The organism is Gabonia massiliensis, assembly GCF_001403595.1.
In the GTDB taxonomy this organism is placed as follows: Bacteria; Bacteroidota; Bacteroidia; order Bacteroidales; family Coprobacteraceae; genus Coprobacter; species Coprobacter secundus.
On record NZ_LN877938.1, the window covers coordinates 633,672 to 649,757 of the forward strand.

The 16,086-nt window shown below is 41.5% G+C and carries 14 protein-coding genes; 8 read left to right on the plus strand and 6 right to left on the minus strand.

The features are described 5' to 3' along the window. Window positions 1-3: 3 nt before the first annotated feature. Together BN2628_RS04555 and BN2628_RS04560 are read right to left on the minus strand one after the other, a co-directional pair. Window positions 4-402: a hypothetical protein gene (locus BN2628_RS04555; RefSeq protein WP_074023947.1), complete on the minus strand. Its 399-nt coding sequence runs from the start codon at window positions 400-402 to the stop codon at window positions 4-6. Between the two features lie 501 nt (window positions 403-903). Next, window positions 904-1,581, minus strand: a complete 678-nt coding sequence (locus BN2628_RS04560) for a hypothetical protein (RefSeq protein ID WP_055096317.1) — start codon at window positions 1,579-1,581, stop codon at window positions 904-906. A gap of 736 nt (window positions 1,582-2,317) precedes the next feature. On the opposite strand from BN2628_RS04560, the gene BN2628_RS04565 reads away from it, so the two are divergent. From BN2628_RS04565 to BN2628_RS04575, 3 genes are read left to right on the plus strand one after another with little or no spacing between them, the layout of a single operon-like run. Further along, a complete protein-coding gene (locus BN2628_RS04565; RefSeq protein WP_055096211.1) occupies window positions 2,318-3,760 on the plus strand; it encodes a hypothetical protein in 1,443 nt (480 codons plus the stop codon). Next, window positions 3,757-4,491 (plus strand): hypothetical protein, encoded by a 735-nt coding sequence (locus tag BN2628_RS04570; RefSeq protein ID WP_055096213.1) that lies wholly within the window; start codon window positions 3,757-3,759, stop codon window positions 4,489-4,491. The genes BN2628_RS04565 and BN2628_RS04570 overlap by 4 nt, the downstream gene beginning before the upstream one ends. Before the next feature lie 43 nt (window positions 4,492-4,534). Beyond that, window positions 4,535-5,260 (plus strand): DNA gyrase subunit A, encoded by a 726-nt coding sequence (locus BN2628_RS04575; protein WP_055096215.1) that lies wholly within the window; start codon window positions 4,535-4,537, stop codon window positions 5,258-5,260. A gap of 304 nt (window positions 5,261-5,564) precedes the next feature. On the opposite strand, the gene BN2628_RS04585 is transcribed toward BN2628_RS04575, so the two are convergent. Next, on the minus strand, window positions 5,565-5,843 hold the full coding sequence (locus BN2628_RS04585; RefSeq protein ID WP_257606386.1) for an RloB family protein: 279 nt from the start codon (window positions 5,841-5,843) through the stop codon (window positions 5,565-5,567). Between the two features lies 1 nt (window position 5,844). After that, entirely contained in the window at window positions 5,845-7,095 is a 1,251-nt protein-coding gene (locus BN2628_RS04590) for an AAA family ATPase (protein ID WP_055096219.1), read from the minus strand. An 867-nt stretch (window positions 7,096-7,962) separates the two neighbouring features. On the opposite strand from BN2628_RS04590, the gene BN2628_RS04600 reads away from it, so the two are divergent. The 4 genes from BN2628_RS04600 (at window position 7,963) to BN2628_RS04615 (ending at window position 13,327) form a co-directional block, all read left to right on the plus strand. Next, window positions 7,963-8,625: a GNAT family N-acetyltransferase gene (locus BN2628_RS04600; RefSeq protein WP_055096223.1), complete on the plus strand. Its 663-nt coding sequence runs from the start codon at window positions 7,963-7,965 to the stop codon at window positions 8,623-8,625. A 257-nt stretch (window positions 8,626-8,882) separates the two neighbouring features. Then, window positions 8,883-10,250: a DNA repair protein RadA gene (radA, locus tag BN2628_RS04605; protein ID WP_055096225.1), complete on the plus strand. Its 1,368-nt coding sequence runs from the start codon at window positions 8,883-8,885 to the stop codon at window positions 10,248-10,250. Between the two features lie 8 nt (window positions 10,251-10,258). Beyond that, window positions 10,259-11,812, plus strand: coding sequence for an NAD(P)/FAD-dependent oxidoreductase (locus BN2628_RS04610; RefSeq protein ID WP_055096226.1), 1,554 nt, complete (start codon window positions 10,259-10,261; stop codon window positions 11,810-11,812). A 39-nt stretch (window positions 11,813-11,851) separates the two neighbouring features. Next, window positions 11,852-13,327 (plus strand): carbon starvation CstA family protein, encoded by a 1,476-nt coding sequence (locus tag BN2628_RS04615; protein WP_021930411.1) that lies wholly within the window; start codon window positions 11,852-11,854, stop codon window positions 13,325-13,327. Window positions 13,328-13,507: 180 nt separating this feature from the next. Here BN2628_RS04615 and BN2628_RS04620 read toward each other — a convergent pair whose 3' ends face one another. Both BN2628_RS04620 and BN2628_RS04625 read right to left on the minus strand, forming a co-directional pair. Further along, window positions 13,508-14,128, minus strand: coding sequence for an HXXEE domain-containing protein (locus tag BN2628_RS04620; RefSeq protein WP_082430131.1), 621 nt, complete (start codon window positions 14,126-14,128; stop codon window positions 13,508-13,510). An 11-nt stretch (window positions 14,129-14,139) separates the two neighbouring features. Further along, window positions 14,140-14,337, minus strand: a complete 198-nt coding sequence (locus BN2628_RS04625) for a hypothetical protein (RefSeq protein ID WP_055096230.1) — start codon at window positions 14,335-14,337, stop codon at window positions 14,140-14,142. Between the two features lie 129 nt (window positions 14,338-14,466). Here BN2628_RS04625 and BN2628_RS04630 point away from each other — a divergent pair, with 129 nt between their 5' ends. Then, window positions 14,467-15,456, plus strand: coding sequence for a helix-turn-helix domain-containing protein (locus tag BN2628_RS04630; protein WP_082430132.1), 990 nt, complete (start codon window positions 14,467-14,469; stop codon window positions 15,454-15,456). Window positions 15,457-16,086 lie beyond the last annotated feature (630 nt).

Consider the following 16,086-nt stretch of genomic DNA (forward strand, 5'->3'; position numbering starts at 1 on the left):
AGTCTAATATATCCGCCAAATACCACGCTTGTTCTTATCTATATTCCACTGAACCTGCCAAACTCTCCCATCTACTTGATCGAGAAGAATAAAATTAAAAGTGTTTTCAGTCGGATAAAGAAAGAAACGACCAGATTTTGCATCTTCGCCTTCTGCTAATGGCATGCTGTTCAATTCATACTGCATAGCATCACTATCTGTACTATATTGCACATGCATTATCACACCTGTTCGTGTGTCCAATTTCAAGAATGTCCAACGGTTATTTGTTTGATACAGACGAAAATTTACGTTGCTGTCAGGCGAGGCAACTGTTGTTTTCGTGTTGGAAGTGGAAGTCTGTGCATTTGTTGATGCAAAAGACATCAGACACAAGAAAAATACAAACAATGATTTTTTCATAAATTAATTTTTATTAGATGATGATATATTATTGTTATTTACTTATTTTAACGTGAATTCAATATAAGTGTATACCACAACTTAGGAAATTTCATTGCAACAACATCTACTATGGAACAGTTTGCCAGTAGAATCTTTAATTTCCGCTTGAAATCATTGCCTGGCTGAATTGCATCCATCAAGTAAGCCATACAACATTATAAGGCACTTTCTTAGTTATGTTTCAAATGTCTTCTCTCAAGGGATGTTGCAAAAATAATGCTTATTATCAAAAGATAGTATTATAAAACTTGTATTGACAACTATAAATTTGATATTATTCTATGATTTGATAATGTATATCTTGATAACCTTATCCAATATGTATACTCTTTTAATGGATGATATTGATATGAGTGAGAAAGATTTACCCAAATAACGCAAATACTATAAAGTTTTTAAAAATATGACTTTAGAGTATTGTCGTAAATAATCATCTAAACATTATTTCAATGGTTATTATCATAGATCTTCACCATTTGCCCTATTATACTCATTATCATAGAACATGGTGATATAGTATCCCCCCGCAAATTCAGAAATCATAAACCAAACAGGCTTCTTTAACACTATTTCTATAGCATAATCTAAAGACATTTTATATATGTCTTTCTGGATTTCTTCTGTTGGATTATCCAGTTCCTGTTGAGTGTACTTTGATAAAACTGTTTCTTTCAATTTTTCAGCTATCTCTGTAGAATCTATCGCTAATGGCTTTTGATAAAATACAGCTTCATATCTTTTATCATGTACTGTCAGTTCGTAAGCAATATCTTCATCATCTGCTATTGTATAATCATCAATACTTACATAATTAGAGTTGTTTTTGAATTGTTGGCACAATTTGTTGAATCGGATTTTAATACTTGTTTCATCCATTTGATGTGCATCACATAACATGATTCGATATACTTTATTGTTGTTCGTCACAACATGTACATCAACCTGTGTGCCATTAAATTCTCCTTTCAAAATATTTTTATCGCTTGCAGAACTTACAAACCCTTTTCCTTTAAGTTTCTGAATCATTTCGTGTTTGAACCCATCAATGGGTATTCCCATAAACTTGGTAATATCTTTCTGTGCAAATAAAGAAATTGAAGTTGCCAATAGAACAATAAAAAAAAGTATTCTTTTCATAACGTCTCTATTATTGCCTTCAGCTACCACAAGGCGTTATTAAAATCACGAAGCGTGGAACTGCAATGCCTATATCTTTGAGTGAAGGTCCTGAGAAAACCTTTGATGACAGATATGGAAATAGCAGCCCACGCTATAGCGTGAGAACCACTATGCCGTTCTTGTCATCGTTGAAAATTTCTCAGGTTTTCACTCACAAGAATTTAGCATAACGCTTCTTTCTTTTCTAATATGTCTTGGAAAAAAGCTATTGCTCAATTCCATTTACAAAAATAGTGAAAAAAATTAGTTTTTATAAACTGCGGCTATATATTTGTTGTAACAGTCAGGCCTTGTTTTGACTGTTGTTTTAGTATCGGATAAAATTTCTGCCCGGATATACTTATCTCCCCTTTTCTGTTTTCTCCGGATGGGGATGGTGAACCGGTATTTTCATCCTAAAAAGGGGTATAAAGGTTATTTATTGGTTTTAATTCACCCCTGATACGGGCGATACAGATAAAGAAAACAGCAGTATTGGAGAATTCATTTCTATCACAATCTAATGTTTTATTATTTAAATTCTCTTTTTTATTTATGAAAGTCTTCATACGTTATAAGATTTATTTCATTATGCAGTAAATATATTTTTTTATTATAATTATTGAATAATCTTTGTTTTTAATTTATAATATATATTACTAATTTTGTTGTTACTAATAAAAATAAGAAAGTAATAACAAAGATTTAATACTGCATGGGAACCTTTGAAAACGCTCTGAAAAGAGAATTGGGGAAAAACACGGGTAAAGCTATTTCCAATTTTGTATTTGGAGATGCACATTCAACCCCTTATAGGCGAACCTCTTCTAGAAGATCAAGTCCACCAGTTGAAACGTATGCACTAAGAAAAACAGCAAGGCAACTTAAGGACGAACATTTAGCATTAATGCTCGAAAAGGAAAGAGATGTAGCTTATGAAGAATTGCTACGAAAACAGCGATTGGAAGAAGAACATCAACGCGAAATATTTAAATTGGAACAGGAAGCGGAAAGAAACAGAATAGAAACTGAAAATTTGAATCAGTTAAGTCGAGAAATTGAATCTGCTTTAAATCTTGATGTGTCAGACTTTCCTGATACAAAGTCTTTTTTAAGTAATATATCGGCAAAGCTGACTGTCAGAAATTGGAATAACCTTTCTTTTTTAAATTCTTTATTGAGTAATGATAGAAAGAAAGATAAGGAACGAAAGAAAATGGAGAATCAGCTATATGATATTTATTTATCCAAATTTCAGATAGTATTAGGAGAATCTGTACAAGTATTAACAAATGTAGATATTGATGTTTATTCAAAGCTTTTATTGCAATTCTGCAAAAAAAGAAAAGTTTCACCACAGACCCAACTTATTGATGCTTTAGAAAAGCAGAAAATAGCTAGTTTACAAGCAAACAATCAAGGCTCGGAAGGTTTGAATGTCTTTTCAAATAAAGAGCCTGATATCACTTATAGCGATGTTACTGAGAATGTAAATTCTGATAATTTACCCGATAAGGATGCTATATTGCCAAATATTGTAAACTTGAACGAGGATAATTTAATAGAAAATCGGCTAGCAGAAATTTGGAAGAAATATGTAGCTGTAATTGGTAATCAGGCAGAGAGAAGACCTATATTTGTAACTGATGCTATTAAAGATAGCATATTATATATAGGGATAAATCCCAATTTTTATGAAGGGGATGATGATATATTACTTCATAGTGCAAATGGTGAATCCTTATTTTATGAGAATGTCTGTGGAGAACTTAATCCACCAGAATATTTTCGTGAATTGGAAGAATTTACAAGGGGAATATCAGCTAATGCATCTTATTCACATTTAAATTTATTGTATGCTCGTGAAAATGATAGAAAGCATCTACTGTCATTAGATTCGAATTTTATAAGAGAACAACTTGAACTGACTTATGATTTGATTATAAAGATAAATCCTTCAATTGTTGTCTTTTTCAGTGATTACTGTAAACATCTGATATTTGGAAAAGGCCGTTGGATTGATCCAGTTAGCTTCAATAAACGAGACGGATATTATATTTTAAATGGAACCCAAATTCCGGTACTATTTACAGAAGATGTTACAACATTGAAAGAACCATCCTATTTACAGAATAAAATTAAAAACATATTATTATGAACTATCTAGAACAATTAACAAGACTCTGGCAAAGTATTCCGGATCAGTTACCTATAAGAATTAAAGAAAGAGGATATGTGGTTTCGGAAAATCATGGAAATAAGGATATTTTAATAACAGGTATGAATCCTTCCTTTCGGGAAGGAGCAGTATGCCAAAGTGATACATATTCTTTCGAGACTATACTGCTAGATGCCAAAGGAGATTCATATTGGTCTCCGATAAAAAACATGCTGTTTTCTGATTCTATAGACTTGAGAAATAAAGCTGCATATTGGGACTTATTTTGTTTCAGAGAAACGGAACAGTCATTCTTGAATAAGGAAATTCTCTCTCGTGACGGTGGAATATCTTTTATTGCAGAACAATTAAATATCACTCAACATGTTATTGAGGAGATAATAACGCCTAAAGTAATTGTAGTAGCGAATAAAGAATCGGCGGCTTATTGGGGAAAATTGTCAGACTTAGGGTATATTTGGATGGGGTATGACTTAAAATATATAGGAAATGTTTTTTGTGGGGAGCTATATCGTATAGAGGGCTTGCTAGATTCTAAAGAAAGGATTTCTCCTGAAATAACAGATTCCAAATTGAAAGGTGCTTTTGTGTTATTTACATCTTACCTGAAATCTTTGTCTAAGGAAAAAAGACCGACAGTAGATTTTCTCAATACACTGTTATCCTATTATTGCATTGAGGGCAAGTTACAAGAGTATTTGAATAAATAACACAAGTTTTTTGTGGTAATTCATTATTTAGTAGTAGGGATTTATGGATACAAAAAATATTTTAAGCCTTAAAAATAAAACAGGCGTGATTACTATTTCGGATTTAGATATTATAAACTTTTGGAGATATTTTTTACTCCATGATGATCTTCTTGCTGATGATATAAAAAACACACAAGACCCTCACAAAAGATTGTTTTTAGAGAAAGCTGAAGAAATATTCATTGAAGATGAGCCAATAGAGGAACAAGAAGATCTAGAAAGTGGATTTGAGGATAATGATCCCGAATTTCAAAAAGCGATACAAGAGCTTGAAAATAGTGCTGGAGAGTGGAAGATGCCAGAAGAAGAGGAAGCATCATTTGGTGTTCCTTCTCTTCTGTTTGATGAAGATGAGGATGATTATGATACATATTTTAAAATATATAATTTAAAGCTGGATCATTCTATTTTTTATTATATGTATGGTCAAGTCGACAAATGGATAATAAAAGTGCAAGAAGATCTTTCTATAATAACAGATTTAATAAAAGTGTCTGAATATATTCCAGAAATAATACATGTCATCCGAAACAGTCCGGCAAATAGGAAAGCCTACTCTAATTTAATCCAAAAATTTAATATATCGTATAATACAGCTGATACTATACTTAAGACTAAAATATATAAGTTGGTTGAAACTCCCTCAGAGGTTTATATAGAAGAATCTAATTTTCTATTGAGAGTACTAGAGTATTTAAAGGAATTATACTTATTCGACCTTAAATAATATCTCAATAAGATTCTTAAAAAATAAAGGAAGGTAGCTTTTTACACTATTTTCCTTCTTTAATATCATAATGCCCCGTTTAGAATACGGTTTGTGTACATTTATTTTGTTGTTAACACAATTATTTCTATATTACGGTCCCTGTTATAAAAAAGAAGTGATATGGATAAATGTCATTTTAGTGGGAGAGACTCCTGATTATAGAGGGTGTAGATTATCCGGTATTCCATTTATTTGTGAAGATATGTTTACCCAAGAGTGACTTCCTGACTTGATGGGAATTAATTTAGGTTATAGAATATTTTCAAAAGATAAGCCTGAGCGTGTGTTCCAGCATTCCGTCCACATCAAGGTCAAACATCAGAAATGTTTTATCATTTTTGGTTGCAACATATTCCCGTTTACAATTCTCTATATACCGAACGGATATGTTCGAATCGCTCTTTCTTGGGATAATCTGAATAGGCGCACGGTATTGCGAACGAAGGTGACTGATATAAGCAACCTCAGACTCCCCTTCACAGAAAACAAAGAAGTTTGGCTTCATTGTCTTGCCTTTGGATTTTCTTATTTGTCGTCCCATATCAGTTTTTATTAAAAAAACTATCCACCTGTTCGTCAATATACGGGATGGCATCAAAACGACCTTGCAAATATGCCTTCTCTGCATCCAGTCCGTCGCGGAAATCTTTGTAATCAAACAGCGAATACAAATCCGAGGACCCGTCATCCCGTTTGTTGACAAAATATATCTGATCCTTACGCAACTTGTTGGTATTAAGCAGGTATGTATTGTGTGTAGTATATATCAGCTGCGCTGATTTGCTTTTATTGAACAAACCGATAATATACTCTACCAGTTTTATATGCAGCTGCGTTTCGATTTCATCTATCAACAAGATTTTATTATTCTTGACGATATCCAGAATCGTCAGCATCATACTGAATAAACGCTGCGTTCCATCAGACTCTTCTGCAAAAAAGTTGAAAGGAACATCCGGGTTATTCCTGTGATAGGTCGTAATGACCAGCTGTGGTTTCTGAATATCTTCTACCGACAATATTTGATTGTCTGCAGGGTCAATCACTGCAGTTGAAAATACTTTATTCTCATGCCTACTGTCGATTTTGACAATGTCGCTGTCGGCCATTCGCAGCACATTAAGAAACTGCTCTTTGTTCTCATTCAACAAGCGCTCGATAGAGAACGAATTATATCCGAAATAATTCAGAATAAAACGCTCATTGAAATACCGAAAAACATCTTTTGCGACATCTCGATCCATCTGACTGGCACGCGACACAAAAAGCGTTTTCTTGGACGTATTGGCAGCAACATCCATAGGACGGCGAATCACCGATCGGAATTCATATATATCCTTTTTATCGGGCCCCTTGGTCTCATCACGAGAAAATACCAGTGAACGACGGCCATTCGGATAATAGTAAAGTGCCTCTTTCAGTATCTCAACTTTATTGAGTTCAAAAGAATATTCATATTCGATACCGTCAAGAAGGAAGCGAATGAAGAATGTGCTCGGCTTGCCAATGCCCCCGAATTTGAACGGAGTAAAGGCAAATATCGTATTCTCGTTGTAATTATGAGATGAAAATATCATTCCCACACAAGCGCGAATAGCCTTGATAACACTACTCTTTCCTGAGGCATTTGCACCGTAAATGGCAACAGTTTTAAGCAAACGCTCATCACCGCATACAAATGTATTTTCTTCCAGTTCCTTTGCCTTTTTTGTCTGTATGCTCGCTGCCTGCATATCCAGTACCACCTCATCTTTAATTGAGAAGAAGTTGCTCAAACGAATTTCAAGTACCATTTTAGCCTCCAAATTTGTAATTCTTTCACAAATATAGCAAATTAAATGCCAAAATCATAACCCAGGCAACTTTTTATGGATTAGAGGGAGCCTGCATAAAGTATTGTTATATCGGGATCGTTCGACAACCCAAAGAATAATGTCTCTATATCTGTGTGTGCATTCACAGCTTGCAACTCATAAATCTTTGAATGCGAACAAATGCAAAGGATGAAACTAAGTGAAATGTGAAAAGCTGAAAATCGCTTAGAATATTGATTTTGTTCCTTCTTCGTTTCCTTAATAAGATAATGGAAATACTATTTCGTTGATACACAAAATATAAAGTGTATATATTGTAACATTTCTCAGGTTTTCACTCACAAGAATTCAGCATAACGCTTCTTTCTTTTCTAATATGTCTTGGAAAAAAGCTATTGCTCAATTCCATTTACAAAAATAGTGAAAAAAAATTAGATTTTATAAACTGCGGGTATATATTTGTTGTAACAGTCAAGCCTTGTTTTGATTGTTGTTTTAGTATCGGATAGAATTTCTGCTCAAATATACTTATCTCCCCTCTTCTGTTTTCTCCGGATGGGGGATGGTGAACCTGTATTTTCATCCTAAAAAGGGGTATAAAGGTTATTTATTGTTTTTAATTGGATATTTATTGCGAAGATTTCCGGTAAATTTGTATACGGAATATATTTCTTCAAAACTACAAATTACTTCATTTCGGGGAATGGCTTGAAGTCTTTTCCATTTGCCGCAGTCTATCTCCGCTTTGTCTGCCCGGCTGAGATTTACGGATACAAAGGTACAAAAGTACAATCGGGCAGAATATTTTTTGTACTTTTACAAACATTTATTTCAACATCATAATTTATGGATATTAAATTACGGCTCGAGCAACCTGAGGATTATAGAGAGGTGGAGGAAGTGGCGAGAGAGGCTTTTTGGAATTTTTACGCTCCCGGATGTGATGAACATTATCTGCTGCATATCATGCGAAGTTCGCCCAATTTTGTAAAAGGGCTTGATTTTGTCGCTGTCGCAGACAGGAAGATTGTAGGCATCGTGGTTTTCTTAAAATCCTTCATCCTTACCGATGACGGATGCAAGTATGAAGTACTGAGCATGGGGCCGATAGCCGTACTTCCACAATACCAACGCATGGGCATCGGCAGGATGTTGATAGCACATACCCGTAAAATAGCTGCAGAAATGGGATATCGTGCCATACTTTTATGTGGAGAACCCCGTTATTATTCAAAAGTGGGATTCGAAGCGGCAGAGCATTTCAACATCCGCACTTCTGAAGACAAATATTTTGCAGCCCTCCATGTGTGTCCGTTATACCCTGATGCTCTGGCTGGAGTGAGCGGGCGATATTACGAGGACGTAATTTATAATATCGATTCTGACAAAGCGAAAGAATTTGACAAATTGTTTCCACGAAAGGAACGCATAGAAGGAACTTCCTCACAAAAACGATTTGGAGAAGTTCTTGCCATGCAAAAGAATTACAAATCATCATCAGACAAATGAAACGAAATCAAGTAGCTATCATTTTTGGTGGCAAATCTGCAGGATTAAGGTCTTCAATAAAAGGGACAATGAGGTTTTGACAGATTTTAATATGACTTTTCCCATCGTACACGGGACATTCAGCAAGGATGGAGCTTACAAGGCATATTGAAACTATAATACTATTTATTGGTTTTAATCCGATATTTATTGTGAAGATTTTCTGTAAATCTGACAGAAAGTGAATATATTTGTTTTTTAAAAACTAATCATAGAAGATGGCTAAAGCTAAATCGGTATATGTATGCGGCAACTGCGGGGCCGATTCTCCGAAATGGATAGGGAAATGTCCGGTGTGCGGGGAATGGAACACGTATGTGGAGGAGATTGTTTCCAAGGCGGCTCCCCAGCGGTCGGCCTACATACCGGAGGACAAATCGAAGGTGAAGCCCGTGAGGATACATGAGGTGACGACATCGGAGGACCCTCGTATAGACTTGTGCAATACGGAGCTGAACCGGGTTCTGGGGGGCGGACTGGTCCCGGGCTCGCTGGTGCTTATCGGCGGTGAGCCGGGGATAGGGAAGTCTACTCTTGTCTTGCAGACGGTACTGGGCATCGAGGGCAAAAGGGTGCTGTACGTGTCGGGCGAAGAGAGCGCCAAGCAGCTAAAGCTCAGGGCCGACCGGCTGGAGCATGTGAACGCGGACTGCTATATCGTATGTGAGACTTCGCTGGAAAATATTTTTGTGCATATAAAGAATACGCAACCCGATATCGTGGTGATAGATTCTATACAGACGATTTCGACGGAGCTTGTGGAGTCATCGCCGGGGAGCGTGTCGCAGGTGCGGGAGTGCTCGGCCTCGATATTGAAGTTTGCCAAGGAGACGGGTACTCCGGTGCTCCTCATCGGACATATCAACAAGGAGGGCAGCATCGCCGGCCCGAAGGTGCTGGAACATATCGTGGACACGGTGTTGCAGTTCGAGGGCGACCAGCACTATATGTACCGGATATTGCGCTCGATAAAGAACCGTTTCGGGAGCACGGCGGAGCTGGGCATTTACGAGATGCGGCAGAACGGGCTCAGGGAGGTGAGCAACCCGTCGGAACTGTTGTTATCTCAGAATCATGAGGGACTGAGCGGCGTGGCTATCGCTGCGGCTATAGAGGGGATACGTCCTTTCTTGATAGAGACACAGTCGCTGGTGAGCACGGCGGCTTACGGCACGCCTCAGCGTTCGGCTACGGGGTTCGACATCCGGCGCATGAACATGTTGCTGGCGGTTCTTGAAAAACGGGTGGGCTTCAAACTGGCTCAGAAGGATGTTTTTCTCAATATCGCGGGCGGCCTGCGCGTGAACGACCCGGCGATGGACTTGGGTGTCATCAGCGCCATTCTCTCGTCAAACATGGACTTGGCTATCGAAAACTTGACGTGCATGACGGGCGAGGTGGGGCTCTCGGGCGAGATACGTCCGGTGAACCGCATCGAACAGAGGATACTGGAGGCGGAAAAGCTGGGCTTCGGACGGATTCTTATTCCGTACAATAATTTGAAGGGTTTTGATACAAAGAAATTGAATATAGAAATCATTCCGGTAAGGAAGGTGGAGGAGGCTTTCCGGCAATTGTTCGGATAGGGATTGTTATGATAAAGGAGATGAATCTCAGGGTTCTGCCGCAACAGGCAGCTTCTGAACAGGATTTGAAAGTGTATATAGGCAAAAATCTGGCTGTAGATGTGTCGGCGATACATGCGGTACGTGTGTTGAAGCGTTCTATCGATGCCCGCCAGCGAACGATACTGGTCAATCTGAGTGTACGGGTGTATATAAACGAGCTGCCTGATGATGACGGGTATCAGCGCATCGAATACGGGGATGTCTCGGACAGGCCCGGGGTGATTGTGGTGGGTGCAGGGCCTGCGGGTCTTTTTGCGGCGTTGCGGCTGATAGAACGGGGGCTGCGTCCTGTGATTATAGAACGGGGCAAGAATGTGCACGACCGTAAAAAAGATATTGCGCTTATCAGCCGTGAGCACAGGGTAGACAGCGAGTCGAACTATAGCTTCGGCGAGGGCGGCGCGGGTGCTTATTCGGACGGAAAGCTTTATACGCGGAGCAAGAAAAGGGGGTCGGTAGAGCGCATCTTGAATATCTTCTGCCAGCACGGGGCGAGCACGTCTATTTTGTCGGACGCTCATCCTCATATCGGGACGGACAAGTTGCCGGGAGTGATTGAAAATATGCGCAAGCAGATTATCGCTTCGGGCGGAGAGGTGCATTTCGAGACCCGGATGGAGAGGCTTGTCATCGAAAACAAGAGGGTCGTGGGTGTGGAGACTCATAACGGGAAGTTTTTCCGGGGGAAAGTCATTTTGGCTACGGGCCATTCGGCGCGTGATGTGTATAACGGATTGTTTGACAACGATATTTTGCTGGAGGCCAAAGGTATTGCCGTAGGGGTACGGCTCGAGCATCCGCAGAGGCTTATCGACCAGATACAGTATCATAGTACCAAGGGGCGGGGCGAGTATTTGCCGGCAGCGGAGTACAGCTTCGTCACCCAATCGCGGGGACGGGGGGTCTATTCTTTCTGCATGTGCCCGGGCGGATTCGTGGTACCGGCTGCCAGTGGTCCCGAACAGCTGGTAGTGAACGGCATGTCGCCATCGAACCGAGGGTCGAAATGGGCCAACTCGGGCATGGTGGTAGAGGTGAGGCCCGAGGACTTGCCGCAGTATGAGAAATATGGTGTACTGGCCGTGATGAAGTTCCAGGAGGAGCTGGAACGGACTTGCTATGTCAACGGCAATTGCCGGCAGACGGCTCCTGCCCAGCGTATGACGGATTTTGTGAACAAGGCGGTGTCGTATGACTTGCCGGTATCGTCTTATGCTCCGGGGGTAATTTCGTCCCCTCTTCATTTTTGGATGCCGGAGTTTATAACCGAACGGTTGCGGGAGGGTTTTCTTCATTTCGGGAGGATTTCGAAAGGGTTCCTCACACGGGAGGCTCTAATGATTGCCGTGGAAAGCCGGACTTCGGCTCCTGTGCGTATTCCGCGGGATAAGGAAAGGCTCGAACATGTCACTTTGCCGGGGTTGTTCCCGTGTGGCGAGGGTGCCGGATATGCGGGCGGTATCGTGTCGGCGGCTATCGATGGCGAGCGTTGTGCCGATGCGGTTGCGGAACTGTCGTAAGTCTTATTTATAGAATTAACCTTTATATTTAAATATATTATGATCACATTTTGCATTGCCCTGCTGGTATTGATTGGGGGCTATTTTACGTATGGTAAGTTTGTGGAGAAGATTTTCGGGGTGGACCCTAACCGCCAAACTCCGGCGGTGGCCAATCCCGACGGGGTGGATTTCGTGCCTCTGCCCCGGTGGAAAATTTTCATGATTCAGTTTCTGAATATCGCCGGACTGGGCCCTATCTTCGGGGCTATCATGGGGGCGCGTTTCGGTACGTCTTCTTTTTTATGGATTGTCTTCGGTACTATCTTTGCGGGGGCCGTGCATGATTATCTGTCGGGGATGATTTCGGTACGTCACAACGGGGAGAGCCTTCCTGAGACCATCGGCCGTTATCTGGGGCTTACGACCAAACAGATTATGCGGGGCTTTACCGTTATATTGATGATTCTCGTGGGGGCGGTCTTCGTTGCAGGGCCTGCCGAGCTGTTGGCGATGTTGACGCCAAAGCATCTCGATACGACTTTCTGGATTTATGTCATTTTTATTTATTACATCGTGGCTACTTTGTTCCCGATAGACAAGATTATCGGGCGCATATATCCGTTCTTCGCGGCAACTTTGCTGTTCATGGCCGTCGGCATACTGTGTGTGCTGCTGATAAAGTTTCCGGGTATTCCCGAGATTACCGACGGTTTGCAGAATATGCATCCCAATGCCGCTACTTCTCCTATTTTCCCGATGTTGTTTATCAGTATCGCATGCGGTGCCATATCGGGCTTCCATGCTACGCAGTCGCCATTGATGGCCCGTTGCATGACCAATGAGAAACAGGGGCGTTCTATCTTCTACGGGTCTATGGTCACCGAAGGTATCGTGGCTCTGATTTGGGCGGCGGCAGCGACTTACTTTTTCAGTCCGGAAGGGCAACAGGAATTCGGTGTCATCGGTCATGAGGCCGAGGTAAACGGCAGTGCGGCGATTATCGTACAGAAGATTTCGGAAGGTTGGCTGGGTGTCGTGGGCGGCGTACTCGCCATACTGGGTGTCGTGGCTGCTCCTATTACTTCGGGCGATACGGCTTTCCGCTCGGCAAGGCTTATCATTGCGGACTTTATGCACTATGAGCAGAAGTCTATCGCCAAGAGGCTGACCATCTGCGTACCTCTGTTTGTCGTGGCGATTGCGATTCTGGTGTACAGCCTGGCGGACAAGGATGGTTTTGAAATGATTTGGCGATATTTTGCGTGGTGCAACCAGACGCTGGCTGTATTTACTTTATGGGCTGTGACGGTATATCTTACCCAGAAGCGCAAACAGTACTGGGTTACTCTCGTCCCTGCCCTCTTTATGACATCGGTGGTGGTGACGTATATTTGTTATGACCCGGTGGGTATGAGCCTGCCCTACCCTGTGGCATGGGGTATCGGTGTTGCTGCTACTGTCTTTTCGGGGGTATGGTTCTTCGTCAAGTTGCCTAAGTTGAGGGCTGCGACGGGCTTGTTGTCCAAGGAGTAACGGCCGGCAGCCCGGTTTTACAGGAACAAATTCCGAACAGAACGTGGGTGAAATCCAGACGGCCCGGCATTTTTAGGGAAATTTTTTCCGGGGGCTACATTCGGGGAAATAATTCTAAACATAAAAAGGTATCCAACAGAAAAAAGCTGGATACCTTTTCATGTTTCGTGGCAGTAGCTTCTACGCTTTCAGACCTTCCCGTTTGATTTTCGGTACAAGGTAGGCGAATCCGTAAACCATCATAGAGGCTTGTGCTACGATACCGAACAGTATGCTGGCCACATTCACCCCCGCCGATACGAGATCGTTGTCGAGGAAATACCACACGGTGTAGATGCCGAACGGAATATTTACAACGGCACTTGCCAACAGCCCCGGATTGTATTTACACCCGAAGATGAAGAACATCACTACATGCGCCAATGCGTTCAATGCAGAGAAATAGGCTGTCCAGAGTCCCCATTCGACACCGTAAAAGTGTGAAATGACACCTGACAACGGCAACAAGATATAAACCAGCGGAATATTGATCCAGAAAGAACCCGCCTTCGTCAGCGGATAGTCTCCCCGAACCGACCCAAGCGGTTTGCGGTTGAAAAAATCGAGAAAGCCTCCAGGGCAAATGTACTCTTCGAACTCGTGCAACCAATAAATCGGTGTCTGCATCCAAATGAGAAAAAGTGCGTAGTTCTGTTCCTTGACGTAGAGCCAAATAAGGATGGTTGTGTAGAAGGCGAGAAAGGGTGTCGCCTTCATCCAATGGTCATACAGCCATTGCATTGCTTTGTTTGTAGTTTTCATGATTTTGCTTTTTATTTAATTTCCGCTTTCGTTCTTGCCTTGTGTCCGATAATCTTTCCTGTTCCGGCGATGTCTATTGCCTGGTAATGAAGCCCCGATTTCAGAGCCTCGCTCATCTGTGGGGCGCAGTCACGAATCTTGTACTCCGCGCCTGCCTTGATGAAGGCATCGCCTGCCTGTCCAAAAATCAGACGAACATCGTATGCCAAGTATCCGGCTTCTCCGATAAAAGGTTTTATGCCTGCTCATTTGTGTGTGCGCAGAAGGCTCTTTCTGCAAGAGGATATGCTCGTCCACACAACGCCCGTTCTTGACCGAATAACATATCGTCTCTTTTATTGAAAGTAAAGGTAGCCCGTATACGAAATGCAATCAATGGCAACATGTATGATAAATTGAGCAATATATACGATTTGATATCATTTTATTATTTTTGCATTTTCATTTGTGTCGTAGAGAATAACAATACTATGTATAGTGAATTACAAAAAGATAAGTTGGCAAGACACTGGAATAAGGTCGGTATACTCTTATGCACGAACGGTTCGGCCCAGGTGTCCATAAATGGGCAAAATTTCGGGTTGTCACGAGGGATGCTCTTCGTTATGTCCCCTCTGATACAGATTCGGGATTTGATTCCGTCGGACGATTTCGAGTCGGTCTCTTTCGCGGACGACCTGAAGGTATTCTATCCGATTTTCAAATTCATCTCCGATGCGGATATTCCACTTCGAGTACGGAAGCGCCCGTGCTGGCAATTGCCGGAAAGTGAGGCTGCCTACGTCACTGTACAGTGCAAGCACATCGAAAAACAGCGGAAGGCTCTGAACGACACGGAAGATTCCAGCGAGCGTACCTTATTGAGCCGGCAAATTCATCTGATCGAGCAGGAGGTCATGCTGGAAATTCTGATTGATAATATCCGCCGGAACGAACAGGTTGCGAACTGTACGTTCGGACATGAATTGACCGCTTACCGCTTCATCCTCGAAGTTCATGAAAACTACCGGTCTCAACGGAGCGTGGCGTGGTATGCTGCACGTGCAAAGCTTTCTCCAGGGCATTTTTCCACGATTATCAGACATACCACAGGCAAAACCCCATCCGAATGGATTGCGACGATTACAGTTACCTATGCTAAATTCTTACTTGAGGAGAGCGATAAGCCTGTCAAGGAAATTGCCCAGGAATTAAATTTTCCCGAACAGTTCACTTTTCGCAAGTATTTCAAGACGCATGCCGGCATATCCCCGAAAGAGTATAAACGGCAATGCGGTAAAAAGAATTTATATGAAAAAAACAAGACAAGCATTATCGACATACTCTGAAACGTTTTGATACTATTGTTTTCGAGGCTTCAGTGTCTATTTTCGTTTTAGGTGACTGTGCGCAGGCGTAACACACCCCCGACCCCTCTCCAGAGGGGAGGTTGGAGATACTATTTTCTATTTGATAATAAGACATTTAGTGTACAAAATTCCCCTCTCGAGAGGGGATTAAGGGGTGTGTGATGATGAGAAGCGCGGCTTGGGTAAGGCTATTGCGGGAAGCTGTTTAATGAGGTGTTTGGTGCTACGAGGTAGTAGCTGTCAGGCTTCTGTGTCTATTTTCGTTTTAGGTGGCTATGCGCGAACGTAACACACCCCCAACCCCTCTCCAGAGGGGAGGTTGAAATACTACTTTTTTCTTTGAAAATGAGTAGTTTATGATATATTGGGCTTCCCCTCTTGAGAGGGGATCAAGGGGTGTGTTACGGTAAAAAACGCGGTTTAGGCAGATGTACTTCTCAAAGTTTTTTGTTGCGTTTAGAGGAGCGAAGAAGTATCTGTCAAAGGTTAGTGATTGCTTTTAAATTAGGCGACCATGCACCGACGTCACACACCCCCGACCCCTCTCCAGAGGGGAGGTTGGAGATGCTATTTGATAATAAGATATTTAGTGTATAAAGTTCCCCTCTC

Coding starts and splice junctions, on each gene's coding strand:
- BN2628_RS04570 (WP_055096213.1), top strand. CDS start 3,757: ATGAACTATCTAGAACAATTAACAAGACTCTGGCAAAGTATTCCGGAT.
- BN2628_RS04585 (WP_257606386.1), bottom strand. CDS start 5,843: ATGGGACGACAAATAAGAAAATCCAAAGGCAAGACAATGAAGCCAAAC.
- radA (WP_055096225.1), top strand. CDS start 8,883: ATGGCTAAAGCTAAATCGGTATATGTATGCGGCAACTGCGGGGCCGAT.
- BN2628_RS04560 (WP_055096317.1), bottom strand. CDS start 1,581: ATGAAAAGAATACTTTTTTTTATTGTTCTATTGGCAACTTCAATTTCT.
- BN2628_RS04615 (WP_021930411.1), top strand. CDS start 11,852: ATGATCACATTTTGCATTGCCCTGCTGGTATTGATTGGGGGCTATTTT.
- BN2628_RS04610 (WP_055096226.1), top strand. CDS start 10,259: ATGATAAAGGAGATGAATCTCAGGGTTCTGCCGCAACAGGCAGCTTCT.
- BN2628_RS04590 (WP_055096219.1), bottom strand. CDS start 7,095: ATGGTACTTGAAATTCGTTTGAGCAACTTCTTCTCAATTAAAGATGAG.
- BN2628_RS04575 (WP_055096215.1), top strand. CDS start 4,535: ATGGATACAAAAAATATTTTAAGCCTTAAAAATAAAACAGGCGTGATT.
- BN2628_RS04620 (WP_082430131.1), bottom strand. CDS start 14,128: ATGAAAACTACAAACAAAGCAATGCAATGGCTGTATGACCATTGGATG.
- BN2628_RS04600 (WP_055096223.1), top strand. CDS start 7,963: ATGGATATTAAATTACGGCTCGAGCAACCTGAGGATTATAGAGAGGTG.
- BN2628_RS04565 (WP_055096211.1), top strand. CDS start 2,318: ATGGGAACCTTTGAAAACGCTCTGAAAAGAGAATTGGGGAAAAACACG.
- BN2628_RS04555 (WP_074023947.1), bottom strand. CDS start 402: ATGAAAAAATCATTGTTTGTATTTTTCTTGTGTCTGATGTCTTTTGCA.